The sequence below is a fragment of the Stenotrophomonas sp. SRS1 genome (assembly GCF_026130205.1).
GTDB classification, from domain to species: Bacteria; Pseudomonadota; Gammaproteobacteria; order Xanthomonadales; family Xanthomonadaceae; genus Stenotrophomonas; species Stenotrophomonas rhizophila_B.
The window spans coordinates 898,670-923,739 of the sequence record NZ_JAINFD010000003.1; the positions used below are offsets into that span (position 1 = coordinate 898,670).

Genomic DNA, 25,070 nt, shown 5'->3' on the forward strand with positions numbered 1-25,070 from the left:
CGAACTTGCACGCTGCACTGCAAAACAATACTTGCGGGTACAGAAGTAGGCCGCAAACCTGAACAGGGAGGCGCAGATGTGAAAACGCCATCCCACCAAGGTAGAACCCCTGCCCCTGCGTGGATCGCCGATAATGGAGATCCCCCCAAAAACGTTGTCGTCATGTCTGTCGATCGCATTGCAAACGCGCGTCTGCGTGACCGCGTTGTCTCCGCCGAAGCCGCCGCCGCCCTGATCCAGCCGGGTGAAACCGTCGCCATGAGCGGCTTTACCGGTTCAGGTTATCCCAAGGCGGTGCCGGTCGCGCTGGCGCAGCGCATCGAAACGGTGCACGCCCAGGGCCTGCCGTTCCAGATCAGCCTGATGACCGGCGCCTCGACCGCGCCGGAGCTGGATGGCGCGCTGGCCAAGGCCGATGGCATCGCGATGCGCATGCCCTTCCAGAGCGACCCGGATGCGCGCAACCGCATCAACGAGGGCAAGCTGGATTACATCGACATCCACCTCAGCCATGTCGCCCAGCACGTGTGGTTCGGCTTCTACGGCGATATCGATACCGCGGTGATCGAGGTCTCGGCGATCCGCGAGGACGGCTCGCTGGTGCCCTCCACCTCGGTGGGCAACAACAAGACCTGGCTGGACCTGGCCAAGAAGGTGATCGTCGAGGTCAACGAATGGCAGCCGGCCGGCGTGGACGGCATGCATGACATCTACTACGGCACCGCGCTGCCGCCGCACCGCAAGCCGATCCCGCTGGTGCACGCCAACGACCGCATCGGTGAGACCGCGCTGCGCTGCGACCCGGACAAGATCGTCGCCGTGGTGCGGACCAACGGCCCGGACCGCAACAGTCCGTTCAGCCCGATCGACACGACCAGCGAGCAGATCGCGCAGTACCTGATCGAATTCCTCAAGCACGAAGTGGCCAGGGGCCGCCTGCCGGCCAACCTGCTGCCGCTGCAGAGCGGCGTGGGCAACATTCCCAACGCGGTGTTGGCCGGGCTGGCCAAGAGCGGCTTCCGCGATCTGAGCGCGTTCACCGAGGTGATCCAGGACGGCATGCTCGATCTGCTGCGCGATGGCGTGCTGAGTTACGCCTCCTGCACCGGCTTCGCACTGAGCCCGCAGGCGAACGAGACCTTCAAGGAACACATCGATTTCTACCGCGAGCGCATCATCATGCGCACGCAGGAAATCTCGAACCATCCGGAGCTGGTGCGGCGCCTGGGCTGCATCGGCATGAACGGCATGATCGAGGCCGACCTGTACGGCAACGTCAACTCGACCCACGTGATGGGCAGCCGGATCATGAACGGCATCGGCGGCTCGGGCGACTTCGCGCGCAACGGTTTCCTGTCCGCGTTCCTGAGTCCTTCGACGGCGAAGAACGGCAGCATCTCGGCGATCGTGCCGATGGTCAGCCACGTGGATCACACCGAACACGATGTGTCGGTGATCGTCACCGAACAGGGCCTGGCCGATCTGCGCGGCCTGACCCCGCGCAAGCGAGCGCGGGTGGTCATCGACAACTGCGCGCATCCGGATTTCCGCGATCAGTTGAATGACTATTTCGACCGTGCCAGCCGCGAGAGCTATGGCAAGCACACCCCGCATCTGCTGCCCGAAGCGCTGTCGTGGCACCAGCGGTGGCTGGATACCGGGACGATGAAGGCCTGATGCTGCACGGTACCGACCAACGGTCGGTACCTACCGGGGCGTTCTGTTTCCGTGTTGCGATGCACGGACCGGGGCGTTCTGTTTCCTGGTAGTGCCGGCCGCTGGCCGGCTCCACGCATTACCGTCCGCAAGCCCGGATGCGCGTTTGGTATATGAAGAGCCGGCCAGCGGCCGGCACTACCCGTAGGACGGTCCGTGAGTAGTCAGCGATCCGGGCCGTCAGCGGCTCCGCAGGCTTGCCAGCGATTCGGCCTGCAGCCGCGCGTAGATCGTGAACTCGTCCTCCACCGTCATGCCCAACGCCTGCTCGAAGGCATCGCGGTTGGCATGTGCGGCGTAGGCACGCTGTTCGTCGCCGCCGAGGTTGGACTGGAAGATGCCCGCGGCGCTGACCGGCAGGAAATCCTCGTAGACGATCGGGTCGGCGCTGGCCAGACCGGCGGCGATCAGCGCTTCGGCCGGGAGATCACCCACCGCACCCGGGTTGGCACGACCGGCGTCGGTCAGTGCGTAGCGGTAGTACCCCAGGCCCTCGCGGCGCAGGGTGTCGTGGTCGTCCGGGAAGGCGGTGAAGGCCGCGGCCAGGCGTGTCGGGTAATCCTGGCCGGTGCTGCCGGCGCCACCGCTGTCGCGCGCCTGCGCAAGCAACTGGTCATACAGCGCGCGGCCCTTGGGCGTCAGCGCGAGGCCCCGCTGTTCGATCTCACCGAAGCGCGCGGTGTGCGTGCCGGGATCGCCAGCATCCCCTGACGGGAAGTGCACGCTTTCTTCCAGCGCCTTGAAGCTGGTCTGGCGCAGCAGGATCGGGCAGCGGCGCGGTGGCGGGCCTTCGATCACCGCCTTGGCGTCGATGCCACGGGCCAGCATGCCGTCCTGCGCAGCGTCGATGTCCAGCGTGCGCGGGGTCAGGTGATTGATGTGCGGGCCGCGGAAGCTGACCACATCGGCGATCAGCCGGTGCGCGTCATGCAGCGCGTGATAGGTATCGAGTGACACCGTGGCGTCGCCATGCCAACGGAACGTCTCCAGCGCCTCGATGACGAAGCGGCGCGCATCGGCTTCGTCGAGGCCGCCGTCGCGTTCGGCCTGCGCGATCAAGGCCAGCGCGGTGTCGGTGAAGATGCGGCGCTCGGCAAGAATGGCAGCGGACTGCTCGCGCAGCGCGGCGTTCTCGATCAGCTCCAGCCGCAGCAGCGAGGTGAACACGCGGAATGGATTGCGCGCCAGCGCCTGCGCGGTGCGCGGGCGGAAGGCGGTGGAATGCACCGGCACGCCGGCCACCGAGAGGTCGTAGTAGCCGATCGGGTACATGCCCATCAGCGCGAACAGGCGGCCCAGCGTGGCCAGTTCTTCGGCCGTGCCGACCCGGATCGCACCGTGGCGTTCCTGGTCCAGCCTGGCGCGCTCGTCAGTGCGGTCCAACTGCTCGGCCAGCGCCGGATGGGCGGTCAGCACGGCATCGTTGATCTCGGCCACCAGGTCGACCAGCGTGCCGTACAGCGGCACCTCGGTGCGGTACATGGTGGACATCGCCTGGGCGAACAGGCTGCGGATATCGTCGGGTGAAACGAAACGGTCGGTGCTCATGACGTACTCGGCAACGGATCACGGGGGAAGGTGCAGCAAGCGCTGCATTGTCGCCGAGGGCAGGGGTTACCGCGATCTGCACAGCAACAAAGAAGTCCCTCAGCGCGCGGGCGACGTGGGACTGCTCGCCGCGCGCTGGCGCTGCTCGCGGTTGCCGAGCTGGCGCTGCAACGTCGCGTCCAGCGTCACCGGGCGGTCCCAGTGGTCATGGCTGGCGACGATGGCGTGGCGCAAGGCGCGCCAGTGCAGATTGGTCGGCGTGACCGGCAGCTGGGCCACTACCGCTTCCCAGCGTTTGGCCTCACCGTCCTCCGGTACCGTGCGCGACCACGTCTGCACGCTCTCGCGGCAGGAACGTTCGATCACATGCGCCCAGAAGCAGGCGAAGTAGATGTCGCCGGCCTGCCAGCCGTGGGTGTGCATGAGCGCAGCGATGTAGCCGCGCGAGACGCCGGCATAGCGCGAGACTTCATCCAGAAAGCTGTCCGGGTAGCGCTCTGCGTAGTGGTTGATGTCCTGCAACTGGGTGTCGACCCAGGCATCGCCCGTGTCCACCACGTAGGCGGCGGACTTCTCCGGGGTCTGCTCGGCCATGGCTGCCCAGGGCAGCATCAGCAGCAGCGCGAGCAGGCCGGCACGCATCATCCGGCCTGTGCGGCCTTGGCTTCGATGGTCCGCAGGGCCTGCGGCCAGTCGAAGGCGGTCGGTGCGTCGACCATGCGCGGTTCGTCATCGGCCACGCCGTGCTGGGTCTCGTGCGCCCAGGTCACTGCGTACGGGGTGTGGATACCCCAGCCACCGAGGGTGATCACCGGCTCGATATCCGAGCGCAGCGAATTGCCGACCATCACGAAGCGCTTGATCGGCAGATCGAACTCTTCCAGCACGCGGGCATAGGTTTCCGGGTCTTTCTCGGAGACGATCTCGATGCGCGGGAACAGGTCGCGCAGGTTGGCCACCTTGATCTTGGCCTCCTGATGGAACAGGTCGCCCTTGGTGATCAGCACGACCGGGTAGTCGCGGGCGATCTCGGTGACCGACTCACGCACGCCGTCGATCAGCTCGACCGGGTGGCGCAGGGTGTCGTGGCCGATGTCCAGCATCTGCTGCAGATCGCGGGCGCTGATGGTCTGGTTGGTGATCTCGATGGCGGCTTCCACCATCGACAGGGTCATGCCCTTCACGCCATAGCCGAACACGCCAAGATTGCGCTGCTGCACTTCCAGCAGGTGGCGCGCGGTCTGCGTGTCGTGCACGTCGATGTAGCGCGACAGGATATCCAGGTAGTCCTGCTCGGCCTTGCGGTAGAAATCCTCGCTCTTCCACAGCGTGTCATCACCGTCAAAACCAACCAGGCCGATAGCGCCTTGCGGCGTGGGCAGGGAAGTCATCATCGGCCAAGGATACCAACAGCGGCCCAGCGGCCCCACCCCGGCGGCCCATAAAGAAAGGGCGGCCGAAGCCGCCCTCTCCCCCTCACTGCGCTACCGGTGTCCCCGGTCCTTACTTGCTCTGCTGGGCACCGTTGCCGGCCGGCTTGCCCTGCTGGGCGGCCACGTACGCCTTGTATTCGTCCGGCGAGAGCTCGCCGTCCTTGTTGGTGTCGGCCTGGTCGAACACCTGGGCGAGGCCCGCGTTCACCTGTGCCTCGGCCTTGCTGATGGTGCCGTTGCCGTCGGTATCGACGCTGGCCCACGTCTGGCCACCGCCACCACCGGCCTGCGCGGAGGCCTGTGCTGCGGCGTTGGCAGCGGTATCTGCTGCGTCGCCCGCCTGCGCTGCCGCCTGCTGTGCCTGAGCGGCCTGATTCTGCGCCTGCGCGGCACTCTGCTGTGCCGACTGGGCCATCGCCGGAATGGCCAGCACACTGCCTGCGGCGACGATCAGGGCGATCAGGGGCTTGCGGTTGCGAATAGTCATTGGGGTGGTCTCCTTGGTAGGTATTGCGCGGCCTGTTGTTTCCGCACGGCCCCACACTGCCACCCCGTTTGTGAATCGATATTGCCCCTCAACCGCGCTGCGCACGCGGCCTTAACCACCTGCGCGAACGCGTGCATTACCGCAGTGGTTAGCCACAGGTGAGCGGTTGGTAATACGCCCATTCATTGACCGGGAATTTAACCGGATGCGAACGCAATCTCACGCGGTGTTGCTGTTTTTTTCGCCTGAGCGGGAACTGAACAAAAGCCACCCCAGTGCAACACCGCCGATCGCACCGGCCACCTCGAGCACTACGCGCGAGCCGAGCTCGTTCGGATCATGGATACCGGCGAGGAACAACCGCGCATACAGCGGCGACTCGAGCCGCATCATGCCCATATAGAAGAGATTCCACGCATCGATGCCGGCCGAGGCCACCACCGCGATCACGCAGGCCCAGCCGATCGCATGGCCGTCGGTCCAGCCTGCCCAGCGACACAGACGATGCCACAGCGCATACACCAGCAGCCCGACCAACAGCGCGATCAGCCCTGCCTCCAGCGTTCCCAGCAATCCAAAGTGCAGCGGCAGGTTCATCGTGGTCCGATCCGGCGGTCAGCGCACAGTGTAGCGGTGCGCCTCAGCGGACCGGCACGTCGTAGGCGGTGGTCGGCGCCGGCTCGGGCTGCAGGGTGAAATGCCACCACTCCATCGGGTAATTGGCAAAGCCATGCCGTGCCATCGCCTGGCGCAGGTGCTGGCGGTGGCTGCGCTGGGCCTCGCTGATCTCCGGCGCATCGGTATGCGCGCGCGGGCCGAAGAAATCGAAGTCGGTGCCCATGTCCACGGGCGCGCAGGGGCCGTCGCGGCAATCGAGCAGGCTCAGATCGACCGTCGCAGCCCGGCTGTGGCCGGAGGTCTCGGCGATGTAGTCACCGAGCAGGGCCGGCTTGTCGATGTCCGGGTACTGCAGGGCCTTGCGCGACTGCTCATTGGGATCATGCGCCCAGGCGACGAAGGCCGTCACCGCGTGAGCCGGGCGGTAGCAATCGTAGAGACGCAGCGCGTAGCCCTCTGCCCGCAGGTCGGCCTCCACCTGTGCGAGTGCGGTCGCCACCGGGGCGAGCAGATAGCATTTGGGCGCGTCATAGCCGGGCACGCGCTGGCCGGTGAAGTTGTCGGGGCCGGCGTAGCGGATGTCCTGTTCGATCGCCGGTGTCAGCATGCGGATGTCGACCAGTCCGGCCTCGGCCATGTCGCGGGCGGGCGAGATCGTCACCGCTGGCGCTGCCGCGTGGGCACTGCCGGCCAGCAGTGCCAGCAGTGCCAGCAGCAGCGCGCTACGGGCAATCGCCGGTGCGGGTGAAGTGCAGGTCCTGGTAGTCATAACTGAAGTCGATCTCCGGATCGATCGCGGCCAAGGTCAGGGCGGGCGTCGCGCCTGGCTGCAGCTGCAACCAAGGCTCGGCATCGGCCCCGAGCGTATCCCACTGCACCAGCCAGCGCCCACCGAGCTGCATGACCTGGCCGCGCAGCAGGGGCGACTTGGCGACAGTGAAACGCAGGCGTCCCTGTTCCGGGCACAGCAGCGCCTCGCCCAGCCACGGATCGCGATAACGGCCGTGCGCGTCGGCGGTGGTGCGAAGCGAGGCGGGTCGGCGCGCGCCGGTATCCGGGCGCACCTGCCCGGCATCGCGGCGGCCGGTGCGCTCCTGGTCCAGCAGGGCCAGATAATGACTCACGTCGGCCGAGTCGTCGGGTGCGGTGTAGGTCTTCAACGCGGCCTGCATCAGCGCGGTGCGTGCATCCTCGGCGTCGCTGTTGATCAGGATCACCACACCGACCTTGCGGTCCGGCAACAGCGCGAGCGAGGAATACATCCCGGACAGCGTGCCGGTGTGGGCCACCTTCCACTGGCCGTCCATGTCCGACACGCGCCAGCCGTAGCCGTAGGCGGACACATGTGCGTTGTCCCAGCGACGTTGGCGCTCGCCCAGCGGCATCGGCATGTGCGCGGTCCAGAGCGCGCGGCGCTGCGCCGTGCTCAGCCAACCGGGCACGAGCGCCGGATCGAGCAGCACCTGCATCCAGCGGGTCATGTCGCGCAGGCTGCAGCGGATGCCACCGGCGGCCATCGAGGTCAGATCGGTGCTGGTGTCACCATCGGCACCGCGCACCACGTTGCGGCCGTCCTTCCACGTGTGCGGCTGGGCAACGTTGCCGACCGCCACGACCGACCACGCGCCGACCTGGCAGCGATCCATGCCCAGCGGCGAGAAGACTTCCTCGCGCAGCAATTGATCGTAAGGTTTGCCCCCGGCTGCGGCGGCGACTTCACCGGCGACCACATACATCAGGTTGTCGTAGGCATAGCCGCTGCGGAAGCTGGTGACCGGCTTGAGATGGGCCAACCCGGCGATGATGTCCTGGCGGGTGAAGCGGTTCGGCTCGGGCCACAGCATCAGATCGCCCGCGCCCAGGCCCAGGCCGCTGTTGTGGATCAGCAGATCGCGGACCTGCATCTGCTGGGTGACCCACGGGTCATGCATGCGGAACTGCGGCAGGTACTTGATGACTGGATCGTCCCAGCGCAGGAGACCGCGGTCGACCAGCCGGGCGAGCAGCGCGGCGGTCATCGCCTTGCTGTTGGAGGCGATCTTGAACAGGGTATCCGGGTTGATGGCCTCGCCCTGCCCGGCGCGGCGCTCGCCGCGGGTGCCCATGAAGACGGGATTGCCATCGTCGACGACGGCCATGGCGATGCCCGGCAGGTGTTCGTGGGCGACCGTCTGATCGAGCAGGCGATTGAAGGTGTCGGTGGGCTGGGCTGCCCGTGCGCTGGCGGCGATGGCCAGGGTGCAGGCCAGGCCAAGCGTGAGAAGGCGGGATCGACTGTGTGTTGGAGCGCGTGACGGCATGGGTTCCCTCGTCATGACCGGAGGGCGTGCTTCTTTGGCCGCCGGTTGAAAGCTGTACCGACCAACGGTCGGTACCTACCGGATGGCGGTGGAGACAGGTGCCATTCCGCGGTCGGTTGCGCGCGTGCACGCGGCATGGCGGTAAAGGCAGGTGCCGACTCCTCGTCGGCACCTGCCCCGTGCGGGCCGGATCAGAAGTTCCAGGTCACCATCAACTGCGTGTACCGCGGGGCCTGCCAGCGGGTGCCGGTGTTGAAGGTGTTCTCACGCACCTGGCCCGGCTGGGCTTCATAACGCTGGTGCACGTTGATGACGGTCTGGTTGTTGAACAGGTTGTAGACCGACAGGCGCGCGCTCAGGTCGATGCCCTCCACCGGCAGCCGCCAGGTGACGTTGGCGCCCATGGTCCAGGTCCACGGCAGGCGACCGAAGGCGCCGCGCGGGCTGTACTCGAACTGGCGCTGGTTGTACGCACCCGAGCAGTTGGCCACGCACAGCCAGCCGGTACCGCCGCCACTGCCTTCACTGGAGGTGCTGCCGCCGGCCACGGTGTCGTTGGGCCACATCACGCCGAAGGCGGTGATCGGGCCACCGGACACCACCTGCAGCGTGGTGCCGAACGACCACTGCTCGTTCAGCGCGTAGGCGGCGCGGAACTTGAACTGATGGCGGAAGTCGTTGAACAACGGGCCATAGCGCTGGTTGTTGGACGGATGATCCCAGTGCTGGACCATGCCGGTGTCGCCGTAGTTGGTATCCGAATTGACCGGACCTTCGAAGTTGCCATCGCTGCGCGACCACAGGTAGGACGCGTTGAACAGCCACTTCTCATCCCACGCGCGGTCGATCTGGAATTCCAGCGCCTTGTAGGTGCGCTTGGGCTTGGAATAGCCCACCACCTCCAGACTGCCGCCCTTGCGGTAGCCATCCTTGGCGGTGTCGATGGTGATCCAGCCCTCGGTGGTGCAGCCGATGCTGGAGTCGCCCCAGATCGTCAGGCTCTCGCCCGGGTTGGCGATCGGCCACAGGGTGGTGCCCGTCGGGCCGCACGGGGTGTGGTTGATGCGCATGTCATCCAGCGCGCGGTCCATCTTGCGGTAGGTCGCGTTGACGCCCCACGACCAGGCCTGGTTGATCATGGTCTGGAAACCGAGGATGTACTCGTCCTGGTAGACCGCCTTCAAGTCCTTGTCCACGCTCTGGCGCAGGTCGGCCGCGCCGGTGTTCATGCGGGTATCGACCGGGCCGATCTGCTGGCCGATGACCGGGGCCATGTACGGCGCGCCGGTGACCGGGTTGGCCTGCTGCTGCCAGCCGTTGAGCACGTAGTAGGAGTACTCGTCGGTGAGGCCGCCGGCGAAGTTGACGTTGATGTTGTTGGTCACCGGCAGGTAATAGCGGCCGGCGTTGCCGAACAGCTTGGTGCTGCCGTCGCCCTTCATGTCCCACGAGAAGCCGAAGCGCGGCGCGATCAGGTCGTCCATCTTGATGAAGGCGTCGCCATCGGCGGTGCGGTTCTCGAAGCGGTCCCAGCGCACGCCGAGGTTCAACATCAGGTTCGGGGTGATGTTCCAGATGTCTTCCAGGTAGAACGCGTTGGCCTCCGTCTCGAAGGTGCCGCCGGACACGCGGTTGCGTGCGCGCAGCATTTCGGTCACACCGGCCGGCACATAGGCGTTGGCGCCATCCCACACTTCATCGCCGGGCCGGGCGACGTAGGCGGTGTAGCTGAGCTGGGTCGGCCCCGGGTAACGCGTGGATTGTTCGGTGGTCATCAGCTCGCGGTCAACACCGAAGCGCAGCAGGTGCGTGCCCAGCTGCCATTCGAAGTCCAACCGCGCGACCTCACGCGTGTCGTCGCGTTCGGCAACGGCGGCGCCGGTGGGGTGGCAGCCCGGGCGCAGGCCGTTGAGCTTGCCCAGACGTGACGCGTAGCTGGCATCGGTGAATACCGGGCTGCACGCTTCATCCAGCGAGGAGTTGGTGAAGGCGCGCTGGTTGTTTTCGCCGACCATGGCACGCGCGGTGAAGTTCTCGCCGAAGTGACCGGTATAGGTCGCCGACCAGTTCTTGCCACCGGTCTCGGTGATCGAATCGCCGCCCCACGCACCGATCTGATCGTCATCCCAATCGTAGTTGTACGAGCCGTTGGTGATCTCGCCCTCATCGGAGAACGCCAGCAGCGCCAGGCTGTGGTTGTCGTTGATGTTCCAGTCCAGCTTGGCGCCCCAGAAGCCGTTGTCGCTCTTGTTCTTGAACCAGGTCAGCGCATCGGAGGACGTGTTGTGGCCGGTGTCGTCGCGATCTTCATACATCGCGAACAGGAACAGCTTGTCCTTGATGATTGGGCCGGAACCCCAGACGTTGGTCTTCAGGAACGAGCTGTTGTCGCGGCTGGCATAGGAATGCGGCGTGCCGTCGCGGTGGAAGTGATCACGCGGGCTGGAGCGCAGCGCGCTCGGTTCGGCAGTGACTTCCACGCCCCCCTGGAACTCGTTGGTGCCCGAGCGTGTCACCGCGTTGATCACGCCGCCGGTGGAGCGCCCGAATTCGACCGAGTAGCCACCGGTCTTGACTTGGAATTCGTTGAAGAAGCCGAACGGCGCGCTGGAGAAGCCACGACGGGTGTACATGTCGGTGACGTTCAGGCCGTTGATGAAGACCGCGTTCTCAGCCACCGAGGAACCAGCGAAGGACAGGCCACCGAACGAGGAATTGCCGCCGACCACGCCGGGTGCCAGCAATGCCACCGCCGATAGATCCTGCGCCACCGGCAGGCGCGACAGCTCCTGGCGGTTGACGTTGAACGAGGTCTCGGTGGAATACACATCCACGCGGTTGACCACGCGGGCACCGATCACCTGCAGCGCATCGAGGTTGACCACATCGCCGCTGCTGGCCAGGTTGACCGTGGTGGTGCCGCCGACCGCCACGCTCACCGCGAACGGCTCGCCCAGCGTCTGGCCATCACGGCTGAGCTGCAGCTGGTAATCACCGACCGGCAACTGGCCCAGGCGGTAGCTGCCATCGGCACTGGCCGTGACCGTACGGGTCAGGCCGGTGCCGTTGCTGACGACCGTCACCTGGTCACCGGCAGTCGCACGGCCGGCCACGGCACCACTGACGTTCTGTGCCGAAACGCCCATCGGCACCAGGCTGCCCAGACACACGCCGAGTGCGGCGTACAACGCCGCACGCTTCAATCGCTTTGCATTCATTCCCTGCTCTCTCCTGCAGATGTGGAATCGTGGATACCGCCGTTTACCGCTTTACCTCCAGTGGCACCACGTGCGACTGGACGTCGTAATTCCATTGATCGAAGTACAGGTTGCCGCTGGACCACTCGGCCTCACCGCGCTGGGAGTCGACCGTGTCCGAGCGGACGTGCTGCTTGGCTGGCACCAGCGGCTGGCCGTAGTCGTCGTTGAAGGCGATGCGATAGGCATCCAGCCCGCCCAGATAGAAATCGCGCAACGCCGGCTGCGGGCTGTCCAGCCGCCCGGTGGTGACATCCATCGGCACCCAGCCATACGGCGCCAGATACACCGCGCCCCAGTCGTGCAGATTGTTGTAGCCGACCGCATCATCCGAATAGACCATGCCGGACTGCCAGCGCGCGGGAACACCGTTCAAGCGCAACAGGGCGATCAGCAGCAGCGTCTGCTGCCCGCAATCGGCATGACCGGCGTGCAGGGCGTAATCGCTGATGTTGGAGATGGTCGCGTACTCGCGCGCACCGGCCCACGGAATGGCGTCCACCGCGTCGAACAGCGTCTGCACGATCCGGTATGGATCGGTCTCCGCGCCGACCACCTGCTGCGAGAACGCGCGCAGCGCCGGGGTAAACACGATGTGCGGCGCCTGCTCGGCGAGGTACGGCTTCAGCGCAGGATCGTCCGGCGTGGGTTGGACCCTGGCCGGATCGATCGCGATATGCCGGGCGTACACAGTCACTGCATAGCGGATCTGGAACTCCGTGGGCGTGCCGACCACCGCCTTGCGCTCCAGGTAGGCGGTCCGCTGCAGGGTGGCTTCAGGCGCCACCTGCGCGCCGGCCGGTGTACTCGCGATCCAGGTGATGTCCTGCTGCTGGCCCGCGATGGCGCGTGGGTACGGAATCCACGCGCGGATGGTTTCCCCGGCAGGCACGGCATCGGGCTTGACCACCAGCGACTGCGTGACCTCGATACGACGTGGCACCAGGCTGGTCGCGCCCGTGGCACGGGCGGCGGCAACGATCTCCTGGTGGTGCGGGTGCAGGTGCTCGTAGGGGCCGTCCTTCGGCACCGGGGTATCGGGCGAGCGCCGGGCACGCGCCTCGGCGCTGATGCGGAACAGGTTGGATGGCGCGCGTTTGAAGTAGCGGCGCTGGCCATCGATATCCAGGTGTTCGATCAGGCCGGCCGCCTCCCAGCGCGCGAAGTCGTCCTCGCGAAGGTCGGGGATCTGCCTGCGCAGCTGCGCTTTGGCCGCCGTGGCATCCAGGGTGAAATCCAAGCGCATGCGACGCATGCGTTCGCGCTCGAAGGCATAGGCCTGACGATCGGCTGCCGACAGGCTCGGATCCTGCAACGCCGCCGCGATGTCGGCCTCGGCCTGCGCGAACGCACCGCGGTCGATACCGGCGATCACCGTCGGCAGCGCGGCCGGCGCAGCGGCCAGCCCCCACGACGTTGCCAGCAGACCAGCGCACAGGCACCAGACAGCAGGCAGAGGCAATCGCGGTTTGCGCATCACAGGATCCACGGCGACACTTCCCAAGGTGCGGGTGGGGTAATCGCTGTGTAACACGGGCCTCATAGCCGGTCAATAATTTATTCTTGCTTTCGCCGAAAAAAGGAATAAATATTCCTAATGCTTCCGAGGAGGGTGACCGCGTCATGATCCTGGCTTCCCCCCACCGCCCCGTGCGGTCCCGCTGGCTGTCGCGCACTCTTCTGGCGGCGGTTCTTGCGACCACGCTGGCGCCAACGTGGGCCGAGGCGCCCCGGGCTGTACCGGCCGCCGATTTCGGCGGGGTCATCGCCCTGCGCGAGGCCTATCTCGCGCCCGGCTTCTGGGCCGATCGCCTGCCCGATCCGGACCGCGTGATCCTGGATCGCGCAGCTATCGCCACGCAGAACGCTCGCATGCGTGCCGAAGACGCCTCGATCCACGATCTACGCGCGCTGCCAGCGCAGCTGCCCCGCGACCAGGTGCTGGGCAGCATCCAGTCGCTGTCCAGGTGGCCGGAGCGCACGCTGTATGGCCAGGATGGCAAGACCATCAGCGACCGGCAGCGCAGTGACACCCTGGCCAATCTCGCTCTGGAGGCGATACCGGCGCAGCGCCCACTGCAGTACGGCCTGGTCACCCATCGCGCTGCGCTGCGTGCGTTCCCGACCACGCTGCGGGTCTTCAGCAGCCAGGGCGACACGGACATCGACCGCTTCCAGGAGTCGGCGCTGTTCCCCGGCGACGCGGTGGCGGTGCTGCATGAAAGCGCCGACGGGCGCTGGCTGTTCGTCACCAGCGAGCGCTATTCGGCATGGATCGAGAAGCGCTTCGTGGGTATCGGTGACGCGGACACCGTGCTCGGCTACGGTCAACGCGGTCCTTACCGCGTGGTCACCGGCGCCACGGCGTTCACCGCCTACACCCCGGAGGAACCGCGCGTGTCGCGGCTTGAACTGGACATGGGCGTGCGCCTGCCGGTGATCGCCGACTGGTCGCTGGAGAAGACCGTCAATGGCCAACAGGCCCACGCCGCGCATGTGGTGCAGCTGCCGGTGCGCGAGGCCGACGGTCGCCTGGCACTGATCCCGGCGCTGCTGCCGCGTTCGCAGGACACTGCGGATGACTACCTGCCGCTGACTCCGCGCACGCTGCTGACCCAGGCCTTCAAGTTCCTCGGCGAACGCTACGGCTGGGGCCACGATTACGACACCCGCGACTGCAGCGGCTACGTCTCGGAGATCTACCGCAGTGTCGGCGTGCTGATGCCACGCAACACCAGCGCGCAGGCGATCAGCCCCGCGCTGGACCGCATCGCCTTCACCGCGAAGGACGGCAAGCCCACGCGCGATGCCGCCGTAAAAGAACTGCAGGTCGGCGATCTGGTCTACATCCCCGGGCACGTGATGATGGCGATCGGCCACATCGACGGCCGTACCTGGCTGATCCATGACACCGCCGGCGGCGGCTGGATCGGCGCGGACGGCAAGCGCGTGCAGGCCCATCTCAACGGCGTGTCGGTCACTGCGCTGGAGCCGATGATGGCCAGCGATACCGTGAGCTACATCGACCGCATCACCAACATCCAGCGCCTTCGGCCACAGAACCCCTGAATGAAGATCACCGACATCGAACTCGGCATGCTGCGCGTGCCGCTGAAGACCCCGTTCAAGACCGCGCTGCGCACCGTGGACACCGTCGAAGACGTGGTGGTGCTGGTCCGCACCGACAGCGGCCACACCGGCTACGGTGAGGCGCCGGCCACGGCGGTGATCACCGGCGATACCCACGGCTCGATCATCGAGGCCATCGACAGCTTCATCAAACCGCGCCTGATCGGCGAGGACGTGGCCAACCTCAACCGGCTCTGCGGGCTGATCCAGACCTCGATGGAGCGCAACACCAGCGCCAAGGCGGCGGTGGAGATCGCGGTCTACGATCTGTGGGCACAGCTGCACAACGCGCCGCTGTACCGCATGCTCGGCGGTGGCGACCCGGTGATCACCACCGACATCACCATCAGCGTGGACTACATCGACAAGATGGTGGCCGACTCGCTCTCGGCGATCGAACGCGGGTTCGAGTCGCTGAAGATCAAGGTCGGCAAGGACATCGGCCTGGACATCGAGCGGGTCAAGGCGATCCACGCCGCGGTGCAGGGTCGCGCCCTGCTGCGCCTGGATGCCAACCAGGGCTGGACCGCAAAGCAGGCCGTGCACGCGATGCGTGCGCTGGAAGAAGCCGGCGTGGTGCTGGAGCTGCTGGAGCAGCCGGTCAAGGCCGCCGACATCAGTGGCCTGAAGTACGTCACCGATCGGGTCAACACGCCGGTCATGGCCGATGAAAGCGTGTTCAACCCCGGCCAGGTGTTCGACCTGATCCAGCAGCGCGCCGCCGACATCATCAACATCAAGCTGATGAAGACCGGCGGGTTGTCCAACGCGATCCGCATCGCCGACATCGCCGCGATCTACGGCGTGCCGTGCATGATCGGCTGCATGATCGAATCGAGCATCTCCGTGGCCGCCGCCGTGCACCTGGCCGTCGCCAAGAGCGACATCATCACCAAGGTGGATCTGGACGGGCCATCACTGGGCCAGTTCAACCCGGTCACCGGTGGGGTCAACTTCAACGAATCGGAGATCACCATCAGCGATGCGCCCGGGCTGGGCATCACGGAAGTACGTGGACTGGAAATGATCACGCCGCGGCGGTGGTCCTGACGCCGTGCCCATGCCGCCCCTGGTGAAAATCCGCTCCGAGCGTGACCACATGTCGGCGATCGAACGTCGCATCGCCGACTTCATCCTCGACAACGCCCACCTCCTGCGCGATTACTCCTCCCAGCAGTTGGCCAGTGCATTGGGGATCAGCCAGTCCAGCGTGGTCAAGTTCAGCCAGAAGCTCGGCTTCAAGGGCTACCCCGATCTCAAGTACTCCATCGGCGAGGCCATCGCGCGCGCCGGCAGTGACCCGCACAGCCGACCACCCGCGCCGGAGGCGGCCGACGGCTTCTCCCAGATCGCCGAGCGCCTGCGCGCAAGCAAAGCCGCCGCCGAAGAAGAAACCTGGCTGGCCAATCCACAGGCCGACATCGAAGCCATCGTGCAGCTGATCGACGGGGCGCCCAAGGTGTTCGTCTACGGGTTGGGCGATGACGGCCTGTACGCGCGCGAGTTCGCCATGCGGCTGTCGCTGCTGGGCATGCTCACCGTGCACCACGCCGATCCGATCCTGATGATGGCCAACCTCTCGGCCGCGCGGCCCGGGGATGCGATGCTGGTGTTCTCCGAGTTCGGCAAGCTGCCGCAGCTGTTCCAGCTGTCGCGCCAGTTCCAGGACATGGGCGGCAAGGTGGTCTCGATCACCCGCCACAGCGCCAACCCGCTGCGCGCGCACGCCGATGCCAGCCTGGTGCTTTGCGCCCACGACCCGGCGCCGCACGTGGCGCAACTGCTGTACCGTTCCTCATTGCAGTCCCTGCTGGATGTTGTCTTCGTCCTGCTGTGCCACGCCAACCCGGACCGCCACCGCCAGCTCGGGGTGAACCTGGAACGGATCGAACACCTGATCGACAGCTGATCCCTGGAGTCCGCCACGATGATGTCGCTGTTCCGTTCCGTCACCGCCGCGGTGCTGCTGCTCGCCACCGCTCCCGTCTTGGCCACCCCTCTGGACGGCAGCACGCAGCTGGTCGTGGTCACCACCGAAGGCTGGGAGGCCACCCAGGGCACGCTTCAGGCCTTTGAGCGCACTGCACAGGGTTGGCAGCCGCACGGCGCCGCGTTTGATGTAGCCGTGGGCCGCAGCGGCAGCGCATGGGGTGAGGGACTGCATCCGGCCCAGGCCGGAACGCCGCAGAAACAGGAAGGCGACGGGCGCAGCCCGGCCGGTATCTTTGCGATCGGGCCGGCCTTCGGCTATGCGCCCGGCGTCACCAGCGGCCTGCCCTACCAGCCGATGCGCGACACCAGCTACTGCATGGATGTGCCGGATTCGCCGTATTACAACCGCATCGTCGATGCCGAGGTGGTCGGCGCCGAGGCGGTGGAAGGCTCGACCGAGCCGATGCGGCTGGACCTGCACAACAAGGGCGACGTGCGCTACCGCGAGGGCTTCGTGATCGAGCACAACCCCAAGGCCACGCCCGGCCGTGGCAGCTGCATCTTCGCCCACCTGTGGCGCGCGCCCGGTGAGGCCACCGCCGGCTGCACCGCGATGGAGTCCGCACGGATGACCACGCTGCTGGCCTGGTTGAATGCCAGCGCGCGGCCACGCTTCGTGCTGCTGCCGCGCGCGGAGTACCAGCGCCTCCGGACCGAGTGGCAGCTGCCCGTGCTGGCGGGGAGCGTGCCGTGAGTACCGCACCGCCGGATCCGCAGCTCGAACGCGCGGTCAGCCGCTGGCAGATTGTCGGGCTCTCGATCAACGATGTGATCGGCAGTGGCATCTACCTGCTGCCGGCCGCCACCGTTGCCCTGCTCGGTCCCTTCAGCCTGTGGGGCGTGGTCGCCGCCGGCATCGTGGTCGCGCTGCTGGTGCTCTGCTACGCGCAGGCGGCCAGCTACTTCGACGAGCCCGGTGGCAGCTATCTGTACGCGCGTGAGGCGTTCGGCCGGTTTGCCGGGTTCGAGATCGGCTGGATGATCTGGCTGACCCGGATCAGCTCCGCCGCCGCGCTCAGCAATGCGCTGGCCGATGCGGTGGCACGCTTCTGGCCGTGGGCCGGACATGACATCGGCCGCATCGCGATCATCGTCGTCTCGCTCGGTTTCCTCACCGCGGTGAACGTGGCCGGCGTGCGCTCGGCGGCACGCACCGGGGTCATCCTGGTGATCGGCAAGCTGTTGCCGCTGCTGTTGTTCGTGGCGATCGGCGTGTTCTACGTCGATACCGACCTGGCCTTCTCCGGCGTTCGCCCGGACCCGCATGATCTGCAGCGCATGGGCGAAGCCGCGCTGCTGCTGCTGTATGCCTACGCCGGCTTCGAGAACATCCCGGCCGCCGCCGGTGAGTACAAGAACCCGCGTCGCGATATTCCGTTCGCGTTGATCACCATGATCATCACCGTCACCGTGATCTACGGCGCGGTGCAGTTCATTGCGCAGGGCACGCTGGCCGGGTTGGCCAGCTCGCCGACGCCGCTGGCCGATGCCGCCGCCAGCTTCGGTGGACTCACGCTCGCCTTGATCCTGACGGTCGGCGCGACGATCTCCATCCTCGGCACCAACAGCAACACGATGATGATGGGCCCGCGCTTCCTGTTCGCCCTGGCGCGCGATGGCTACGGGCCGAAGATCCTGGCCCAGGTGCACCCGCGCTTGCGCACACCGGCGGCGGCGATCATCGCGCAGGGCCTGATCGCGCTGGCGCTGGCCTTGTCCGGTTCGTTCGTGCAGTTGGCGCTGTTGTCGATGACCACGCGCCTGTTCGCCTACATCGGCACAGCCGCCGCGGTGCTGGTGCTGGCGCGTCGTTTCCGTGATCGCCCGGGTGCACTGAAGCTGCCGGGTGGCCCGTTGATTCCGATCCTCGCGCTGGTGTTGTGCCTGGCCCTGTTCGCCAGTGCGAGCTGGCAGAACATCGCTGCGGCGGGCATCGCGTTCGCCGTGGGTGCGGTGATCTACATGTTCCCGCGCCGCGATCACCAGGGCTGAGCAGATGCGCAGGTGAATGGCGCTTGATGTGTCATTCACCTCGCGGGTCCATGACGTTAACCCGGCTTTGGGTACGGTGAAGCCTCACCCAACCGGAGCCAACACATGAGCACTGACTATCAGATTCCCGGCCGGGTGCCGGAAGACGGTGTCCCGCGCCAGGCCGTATCGGACTATTGGCGTGAGCGCTTTCCAAGCGAACCGTACTACGACAACAACCAGTTCTTCGATGATTACGAGCCCGCGTATCAACTGGGTCATCGTACGCGTGCCGACGACATGATCCGCGCGTATGAAGAAGTGGAAGCCGAGCTGCAGACCCGTTGGGCGCAGGAACACGGCCAGAGCAAGCTGAGTTGGGAACAGGCCCGCAATGCCGTGCGCCGCGGCTGGGATGAATCGACCGCGCTGCGCCAGGCGCACCTGGACAAAGGCGTGCCGCGCGGCACCTGATCGCGCCTGTTTGCAGCGCACTGGCGCAAACGGCAACGGCGGCCTTCGGGTCGCCGTTGTCATGTCCGCAGGACCTTTGGTCCACGCGGCGTTGATGGCCATGGTGTACAACAGGGGCTGGCCATCGCCTCCCCGACGGAGACTTCCATGACCCGCAAGCTGTTGCTCACCCTCGCTATCAGTCTCACCCCCGCCCTGTTCACCACCGCCTGTGTCGCGGCAGACACGGCCAGCCCCTCCGCGCCCGTGCTCAAGAAGGCGCAGTGGCCGTTCGCGGCCACCGAATTCGCCCGCTTCGACGAACCGTGGGCGATGAGCTTCCTGCCCGACGGCAGCCTGCTGGTCACCGAGAAGAAAGGCGCGCTGAAGCACTTCAACGTGCAGACCCGCAAGACCGCCACCATCACCGGTGTGCCCGAAGTGGCCTACGGCGGCCAGGGCGGTTTCGGCGATGTGCTGCCGCATCCTGACTTCGCGACGAACCAGTTGATCTATCTCAGCTACGCCGAGGAAGGCGATGGTGATACCCGTGGTGCTGCGGTGGCGCGTGCGCGCCTGGCACTGGCCGCCGATGGCAGCGGCACGCTGGAAGACCTCAAGGTGATCTGGCGCCAGACCCCCAAGGTCAGCGGCAAGGGGCATTACGGCCACCGTCTCGCCTTCGGTCCGGACGGCAAACTGTGGATCACCTCCAGCGAGCGCCAGAAGTTCGATCCGGCCCAGGATATGAGCGGCAATCTCGGCAAGCTGATCCGCCTCAACGACGACGGCAGCGTTCCGGCCGACAACCCCTTCGCCTCGCAGGGGGGCGTGGCCGCGCAGGTGTGGTCGCTGGGCCATCGCAATGCGCTGGGCATCGCCTTCGATGCACGCGGCAAGCTGTGGGTGCACGAAATGGGCCCGGCCGGCGGTGACGAGTTGAACCTGATCGAACGCGGTGCCAACTACGGCTACCCGGTCGTCTCCAACGGCAGCCACTACGACGGCCGCGACATCCCCGACCACGACACCCGTCCGGAGTTCGCTGCACCCAAGGTGACCTGGACCCCGGTGATCTCCCCGGCCGGTTTCATCATCTACAACGGTACGCAGTTCCCGGCGTGGAAGGGCAGCGGCTTCATCGGCGGCCTGTCGTCCAAGGCGCTGGTCCGCGTGGCCTTCGACGGCGACAACGCCCGCGAGGCCGAGCGCTTCGACATGGGCGAGCGCATCCGCGAGATCGAACAGGGTCCGGATGGCGCGATCTGGCTGCTGGAAGACGGCAGCAACGGCAAGCTGCTCAAGCTCACGCCGAAGGCCTGAGCCTTGGCAGGCTGCCGGCGCATCGCCGGCAGCCTGCACAACTCACACGCGTTCCGGCGCTGCACCGGTTTACTGGATGGTCACCACCTTGACCTCGGTGCGGCTGCAGGCCGCATCCAGGCACGTGCCGTTGAGCCAGACCTGGCCGTCGCCGATCATCACGCCCTGCTGGTTGACCATGACGTCGTCGAATTTCTGCGCCGCGATGGCCTTGCGCACGGCCGGGGTCAGGATGCGCTCGTAGTTGCGCTGGAATTCGCCGGGGCCGGTGATCTTGGCGCCGTTGGCGATGTTCAAGGGGAAGCGGACTTCCTCGACCACCGCGGCGCGATCGCCGCCATTGACCGCCTTCTGGAAGGCGTTGAAGACGGCTTCGTACTGGGCAGCATCGCCGAGGACCTGGTCGATGCGCTGACGGACATCGCTGGTGCCAGCGCTGGTCGGCGCGGCGGGTGTGGCGGTGGCGTCCGCCGCAGGTGTCGTCGCACCGCCTGAAGCAGGCGCAGCAGCATCCGGCGCGGGGCTGCCGGCAGTGACCGCATCCGGCGACAGGCCGGACGACGGCACCGTGTCACCGGGCGTCGGGCGGCCTTCGGGAATGGCCGTGGCCGGGCCTTGGGCGGGATCGGCGGCGGCGGTATCGGCCGGCGGCGGCGCCGACGGACTGCAGGCGGCCAGCCACAACGGGCTGGCCAGGGCCAACAGCAACGGGGTACGGGTCAGGCGCATGGGTGGCTCCATCGGTTTCACGAGGAAGCCAGCCTAACTGCCGAAACGTCAGCCGCCGATGATGGCTCACGGTGGTGCCGGCCAGCGGCCGGCACTACCGGGTGACGCGAGGCCGACTCAGGCGGCCAGCAGCTCGAAGATCACCGGCTCGCCGCTGACCGACGATGCGCACACCCACAGCTCGAACTGGCCCGGCTCGGCGCGGAACACGCCATCGCGGCCGGTGAAGCCCAGCGCATGGCGGTCCAGCGTGAACCGCACCTCGGTGCTCTCACCCGGCTGCAGGGCAATCTTGTCGAAGCCCTTCAGCTCGCGCACCGGCCGCACACGGCTGGCCACACGATCGTGGATGTACAGCTGCACCACTTCCTCACCCGCCACCGCGCCGGTGTTGGTCAGCGTGGTGGTGATGGTCAGGGTGTCGTCCCAGCCCAGCTGCGCGCTGCTCAGCTGCGGCACGCCATAGGCGAACGTGGTGTAGCCGATGCCGTGGCCGAAGGCGTACGCCGGCTCGTTCGGAATCTCGCGCCAGCGCGCCTTGAACTCGGACATGGTCGGCAGTTCCGGGCGACCGGTACGCGCGTGGTTGTAGAAGTACGGCTGCTGGCCGGAGACCTGCGGGAAGCTGACCGGCAGGCGCCCGGCCGGGCTGTAGTCACCGAACAGCACATCGGCCACGGCGTGTCCGGTCTGGGTGCCCAGGTACCAGGTGATCGCCACGGCATGCGCATTGCGCACGGCGCCCTGCAGGGCCAGCGCGCGACCATTGCGCAGCAGCACCACCAGCGGCTTGCCGGTCATCGCCACTGCCTCGGCCAATGCCTGCTGCGCGGGCGGCAGCGTGATCTCCACGCGCGACTGCGCTTCACCGCTGTACCGCTGCGGTTCGCCCAGGGCCAGAACTACCACGTCGGCACGCAGCGCGGCAGCGACCGCCTGTTCGATACCGTCCTGCACGGCCGCTTCCAGATCGCAGCCCGGCACGATCTCCAGCAGCGCCTCATCGCTGATCGCCGCACGTACACCGGCTTCCAGGGTGACGTAACGCGACTTGTCGCCGAACAGCGTCCAGCAGCCTTCGATGTTCTCGCGGTCCTGCACGAACGGCCCGATCAGTGCGATCTTCTGCCCAGCCTTCTTCAGCGGCAGCACCGAATCCGCATTCTTCAGCAGCACGATCGAGCGGCGCGCGGCATCGCGCGAGAGCGCGTCATGCGCGGCGATATGCGAGGTATCCGCTTCGCGTGCCAGATCCAGCGAGCGGTACGGGTCATCGAACAGACCGATCGCGTCTTTCAGGCGCAGGATGCGGCGCACCGATTCGTCCAGCGTGGCCATCGGCACTTCGCCGCTCTCGATCAGGCCCGGCAGGTGCTCGGCGTAGAAGCCGCTCTGCATGCTCAGGTCCAGGCCGGCAGTGAAGGCCTTGGCAGTGGCATCGCGGTCATCGGCGGCATAGCCGTGCGCGACCAGTTCCATGTCGGCGGTGTAATCGGAGATCACTACGCCCGGGAAGTTCCACTCCCCACGCAGGATATCGGTCAGCAGCTCGGCGTTGGCGCTGGCCGGCACGCCGTTGATGTCGTTGAACGAGGACATCACGGTCAGCGCGCCCGCTTCAAAGGCGGCCTTGAACGGCGGCAGGTGGACGTCGCGCAGGGTCTGCGGCGAGATGTCGACCATGTTGTATTCCATGCCGGCCATCACTGCGCCGTAGGCGGCGAAATGCTTCGGCGTGGCCAGCAGCGCATCGTCGGCGCGCAGGTCCGGGCCCTGGAAGCCGCGCACACGGGCGGCGGCGAATGCACAGCCCAGCACCACGTCTTCACCGGCACCCTCGGCACCCCGGCCCCAACGCTGGTCGCGGGCGATATCCACGGCCGGTGCATAGGTCCAGTGCAGGCCGGCAGCGGTGGCTTCCACCGCGGTGGCACGGGCGGTGCGCTCGGCCAGGTCCGGCTCGAAGCTCGCGGCCTCGCCCAGCGGGATCGGGAACACGGTGCGCATGCCATGGATCACGTCCGCAGCCAGGATCACCGGGATCTTCAGGCGGCTTTCTTCCAGCGCGACCTGCTGGATGCGGCGGCCGGCTTCCACGCCGACGCCGTTGAACAGCGAGCCCACCTTGCCCTCGCGCACCTGCTGCAGCACCTGGTCGGCGTTGAGGACATTGGCTTCCGGGTTCACGTCCGGGGCGAACGGGCGGACCATGTCGGCGAACACACCCAACTGGCCGACTTTTTCTTCGACGGTCATCTGGGCAATGAGGGTTTCGATACGATCGGCGGCCACCGGCTGTCCTTATGAAAACGTTTACAAGCCCGGGATTCTAGCGTTCCCGAAGCGGTTGTGAATGACTTTTGCGTTCATTTTTCTTCCCCGCGGGAAGATCTCCACCCCCGCCGGCACGCCGACGGGGGCAGAGGAGCTTACTCTTCCGCCGCCAGTCGCTGCTGCCCGGCCATCAGCATCGCATCGCTGGAGGCCTGGAACACGCGCAGCCCGAAGGCCGGGAGGATCGCCAGCAGGTGATCGAACACGTCCGACTGCACGCCCTCGTATTCGCCCCAAGCGGTGCTGCGGGTGAAGCAGTAGATCTCCAGCGGCAGGCCTTCGGTGGTCGGTTGCAGCTGCCGTACCAGCAGGGTCATCTCCGTATGGATGCCCGGATGCTGCTTCAGATAGCGCTCCACATACGCGCGGAACGTGCCCAGGTTGGTGACCCGGCGCGCGTTCACCGCCGCCACGCCCTTGGCCTGCAGCCCGGCGTTGTACTGCTGCAGCTCGGCCTGCTTCTCCCGCAGGTAATCGCCCAGCACCGCGAACTGCTCCAGCTCGGCCAGCATCGGCGCATCGACGAAGCCGACACTGTGCTGGTCCAGGTACAGCGCGCGCTTGATCCGGCGGCCGCCCGCCTCCTGCATGCCGCGCCAGTTCTTGAACGACTCGGTCACCAGCTTCTTGGTCGGAATGGTGGTGATGGTCTTGTCGAAGTTCTGCACGGTAATGGTGTGCAGGGCGATGTCGATCACATCGCCATCGGCGTTCTGGCTGGGCATTTCGATCCAGTCGCCCAGCCGAACCCGGCCATCGCCGCTGATCTGCACGCTGGCCACCAGCGACAGGATGGTGTCCTGGAAGATCAGCATCAGCACGGCGGTGGCCGCGCCGAGGCCGGTGACCAGCGGGCCGAGCTTCACCCCCAGCAGGAGGGACACGATCGACAGGCCAGCGATCACGAAGACGATGATCTTCACGACCTGCAGGTAGCCCTTGATCGGCTTGTTGCGCGCATCCGGGCGGCGCTCGTACAGATCATTGGCGGCATCCAGCGCATGCGAGACCGCCAGCGCCACGGTCAGCACTGCCCACGCTTGGCAAGCGCCGATCACGAATGCCACCAGTTCCGGCGGCAGGTCGGGCACGATCCGGATGCCGGCGGCGATCACCATGCTCGGCACCACGTTGGACAGCCGCGAGATCACCCGCAGGTTGTTGCCACCTTCATTGCCCGCGCTGTGGCCAGGCAGCCGGTTGACCAGCTTGCGCAGGCCGCGCAGCAGGATCTTCTTGGTGACGAAGTTGGCCAGCCAGGCGGCCAGGGCCAGTGCTGCCAGCACCAGCAGGGTGTAGGCCCAGGGCCAGGGTTCGAGGGTGTTCTGCAGGCCGTCCAGCCATCGGGTTGCCGCTACCGCATCCAACATCGTGTATTGCTCTCCTATCAGGGGTATCAGGGCGTTGCCAGGTCCTGCGCGCTGCGCTCGATGATCACGCCGACCGCGCGCGCGCCGCGTACCGCGCCGGGCTTGCTGAGTTTGAGCCGCAGCCATTGCACGTTGAATTCACGCAGCACGATCTCGGCGATGCGCTCGGCCAGGGTTTCGACCAGGCCATAGTCCGAGTCACGCACGAACTGCTCGATGCGCTTGCTGACGGCTTTGTAATTGAGGGTATCGGCGATGTCGTCGCTGGCCGCCGGGCGGCGGTTGTCGAAGCCCATGTCCAGATCGAAACGCAGGGTCTGGCGGATCCGCCGTTCCCAGTCGTAGATCCCGATCAGGGCATCGATTTCGAGCCCTTCAATGAATACCTTGTCCATAGCCATGCCACGTGG

General features: G+C 66.6%; 21 protein-coding genes. 8 read left to right on the forward strand and 13 right to left on the reverse strand.

The annotated features are described in order from the left end of the window. The first annotated feature begins 162 nt into the window (after nucleotides 1-162). On the forward strand, nucleotides 163-1,677 hold the full coding sequence (locus K4043_RS14865; protein WP_123731347.1) for an acetyl-CoA hydrolase/transferase family protein: 1,515 nt from the start codon (nucleotides 163-165) through the stop codon (nucleotides 1,675-1,677). A 219-nt stretch (nucleotides 1,678-1,896) separates the two neighbouring features. Here the strand turns inward: K4043_RS14865 and K4043_RS14870 are convergent, their stop codons facing one another. From K4043_RS14870 to K4043_RS14910, 9 genes are all read right to left on the reverse strand, one after another. Next, nucleotides 1,897-3,264, reverse strand: a complete 1,368-nt coding sequence (locus tag K4043_RS14870) for a VOC family protein (protein WP_265309772.1) — start codon at nucleotides 3,262-3,264, stop codon at nucleotides 1,897-1,899. Nucleotides 3,265-3,363: 99 nt separating this feature from the next. Then, the gene (locus K4043_RS14875) at nucleotides 3,364-3,909 is read right to left on the reverse strand and encodes a hypothetical protein (protein ID WP_265309773.1); all 546 of its coding nucleotides are present in this window, start codon (nucleotides 3,907-3,909) and stop codon (nucleotides 3,364-3,366) included. Further along, complete coding sequence (locus K4043_RS14880; protein ID WP_123731350.1) at nucleotides 3,906-4,658, reverse strand: HAD family hydrolase; 753 nt, start codon at nucleotides 4,656-4,658, stop codon at nucleotides 3,906-3,908. The genes K4043_RS14875 and K4043_RS14880 overlap by 4 nt, the downstream gene beginning before the upstream one ends. 109 nt (nucleotides 4,659-4,767) lie before the next feature. After that, on the reverse strand, nucleotides 4,768-5,184 hold the full coding sequence (locus K4043_RS14885) for an EF-hand domain-containing protein (protein ID WP_070471524.1): 417 nt from the start codon (nucleotides 5,182-5,184) through the stop codon (nucleotides 4,768-4,770). Between the two features lie 219 nt (nucleotides 5,185-5,403). Next, nucleotides 5,404-5,781 (reverse strand): hypothetical protein, encoded by a 378-nt coding sequence (locus K4043_RS14890; RefSeq protein ID WP_265309774.1) that lies wholly within the window; start codon nucleotides 5,779-5,781, stop codon nucleotides 5,404-5,406. Nucleotides 5,782-5,824: 43 nt separating this feature from the next. Next, entirely contained in the window at nucleotides 5,825-6,439 is a 615-nt protein-coding gene (locus K4043_RS14895; protein WP_265309815.1) for a M15 family metallopeptidase, read from the reverse strand. A gap of 85 nt (nucleotides 6,440-6,524) precedes the next feature. Beyond that, complete coding sequence (locus tag K4043_RS14900; protein WP_265309775.1) at nucleotides 6,525-8,102, reverse strand: serine hydrolase domain-containing protein; 1,578 nt, start codon at nucleotides 8,100-8,102, stop codon at nucleotides 6,525-6,527. Between the two features lie 191 nt (nucleotides 8,103-8,293). Then, nucleotides 8,294-11,320 (reverse strand): TonB-dependent receptor, encoded by a 3,027-nt coding sequence (locus K4043_RS14905; RefSeq protein WP_265309776.1) that lies wholly within the window; start codon nucleotides 11,318-11,320, stop codon nucleotides 8,294-8,296. Nucleotides 11,321-11,363: 43 nt separating this feature from the next. Beyond that, nucleotides 11,364-12,848, reverse strand: coding sequence for a transglutaminase domain-containing protein (locus tag K4043_RS14910; protein ID WP_265309777.1), 1,485 nt, complete (start codon nucleotides 12,846-12,848; stop codon nucleotides 11,364-11,366). A gap of 134 nt (nucleotides 12,849-12,982) precedes the next feature. Between K4043_RS14910 and K4043_RS14915 the strand changes: the two genes are divergently transcribed. The 7 genes from K4043_RS14915 (at nucleotide 12,983) to K4043_RS14945 (ending at nucleotide 20,227) form a co-directional block, all read left to right on the forward strand. Then, entirely contained in the window at nucleotides 12,983-14,428 is a 1,446-nt protein-coding gene (locus K4043_RS14915) for an SH3 domain-containing protein (RefSeq protein ID WP_265309778.1), read from the forward strand. Further along, the gene (locus K4043_RS14920; protein ID WP_123731355.1) at nucleotides 14,429-15,538 is read left to right on the forward strand and encodes a dipeptide epimerase; all 1,110 of its coding nucleotides are present in this window, start codon (nucleotides 14,429-14,431) and stop codon (nucleotides 15,536-15,538) included. A 10-nt stretch (nucleotides 15,539-15,548) separates the two neighbouring features. Next, complete coding sequence (locus K4043_RS14925) at nucleotides 15,549-16,397, forward strand: MurR/RpiR family transcriptional regulator (RefSeq protein ID WP_265309816.1); 849 nt, start codon at nucleotides 15,549-15,551, stop codon at nucleotides 16,395-16,397. Nucleotides 16,398-16,415: 18 nt separating this feature from the next. Beyond that, nucleotides 16,416-17,174 (forward strand): L,D-transpeptidase family protein, encoded by a 759-nt coding sequence (locus tag K4043_RS14930; protein WP_265309779.1) that lies wholly within the window; start codon nucleotides 16,416-16,418, stop codon nucleotides 17,172-17,174. Beyond that, complete coding sequence (locus tag K4043_RS14935) at nucleotides 17,171-18,472, forward strand: amino acid permease (protein ID WP_265309780.1); 1,302 nt, start codon at nucleotides 17,171-17,173, stop codon at nucleotides 18,470-18,472. Before K4043_RS14930 ends, K4043_RS14935 begins: the two co-directional genes overlap by 4 nt. 105 nt (nucleotides 18,473-18,577) lie before the next feature. Continuing rightward, nucleotides 18,578-18,925 carry a hypothetical protein gene (locus tag K4043_RS14940; protein WP_070471533.1) on the forward strand — a complete coding sequence of 116 codons (348 nt, stop codon included), beginning with the start codon at nucleotides 18,578-18,580 and terminating at the stop codon, nucleotides 18,923-18,925. A 147-nt stretch (nucleotides 18,926-19,072) separates the two neighbouring features. After that, nucleotides 19,073-20,227, forward strand: coding sequence for a PQQ-dependent sugar dehydrogenase (locus K4043_RS14945; protein WP_265309781.1), 1,155 nt, complete (start codon nucleotides 19,073-19,075; stop codon nucleotides 20,225-20,227). A 69-nt stretch (nucleotides 20,228-20,296) separates the two neighbouring features. Here the strand turns inward: K4043_RS14945 and K4043_RS14950 are convergent, their stop codons facing one another. The 4 genes from K4043_RS14950 to folB all read right to left on the reverse strand — a co-directional run bounded on the left by K4043_RS14950 (nucleotide 20,297) and on the right by folB (nucleotide 25,055). Next, a complete protein-coding gene (locus tag K4043_RS14950; RefSeq protein WP_265309782.1) occupies nucleotides 20,297-20,956 on the reverse strand; it encodes a hypothetical protein in 660 nt (219 codons plus the stop codon). 117 nt (nucleotides 20,957-21,073) lie between these two features. Next, nucleotides 21,074-23,248, reverse strand: a complete 2,175-nt coding sequence (locus K4043_RS14955) for a glycoside hydrolase family 3 N-terminal domain-containing protein (protein WP_265309783.1) — start codon at nucleotides 23,246-23,248, stop codon at nucleotides 21,074-21,076. A gap of 137 nt (nucleotides 23,249-23,385) precedes the next feature. Further along, nucleotides 23,386-24,660 carry a mechanosensitive ion channel domain-containing protein gene (locus K4043_RS14960; RefSeq protein WP_123731361.1) on the reverse strand — a complete coding sequence of 425 codons (1,275 nt, stop codon included), beginning with the start codon at nucleotides 24,658-24,660 and terminating at the stop codon, nucleotides 23,386-23,388. A gap of 26 nt (nucleotides 24,661-24,686) precedes the next feature. Further along, the gene (gene folB, locus K4043_RS14965; protein ID WP_123731362.1) at nucleotides 24,687-25,055 is read right to left on the reverse strand and encodes a dihydroneopterin aldolase; all 369 of its coding nucleotides are present in this window, start codon (nucleotides 25,053-25,055) and stop codon (nucleotides 24,687-24,689) included. Nucleotides 25,056-25,070 lie beyond the last annotated feature (15 nt).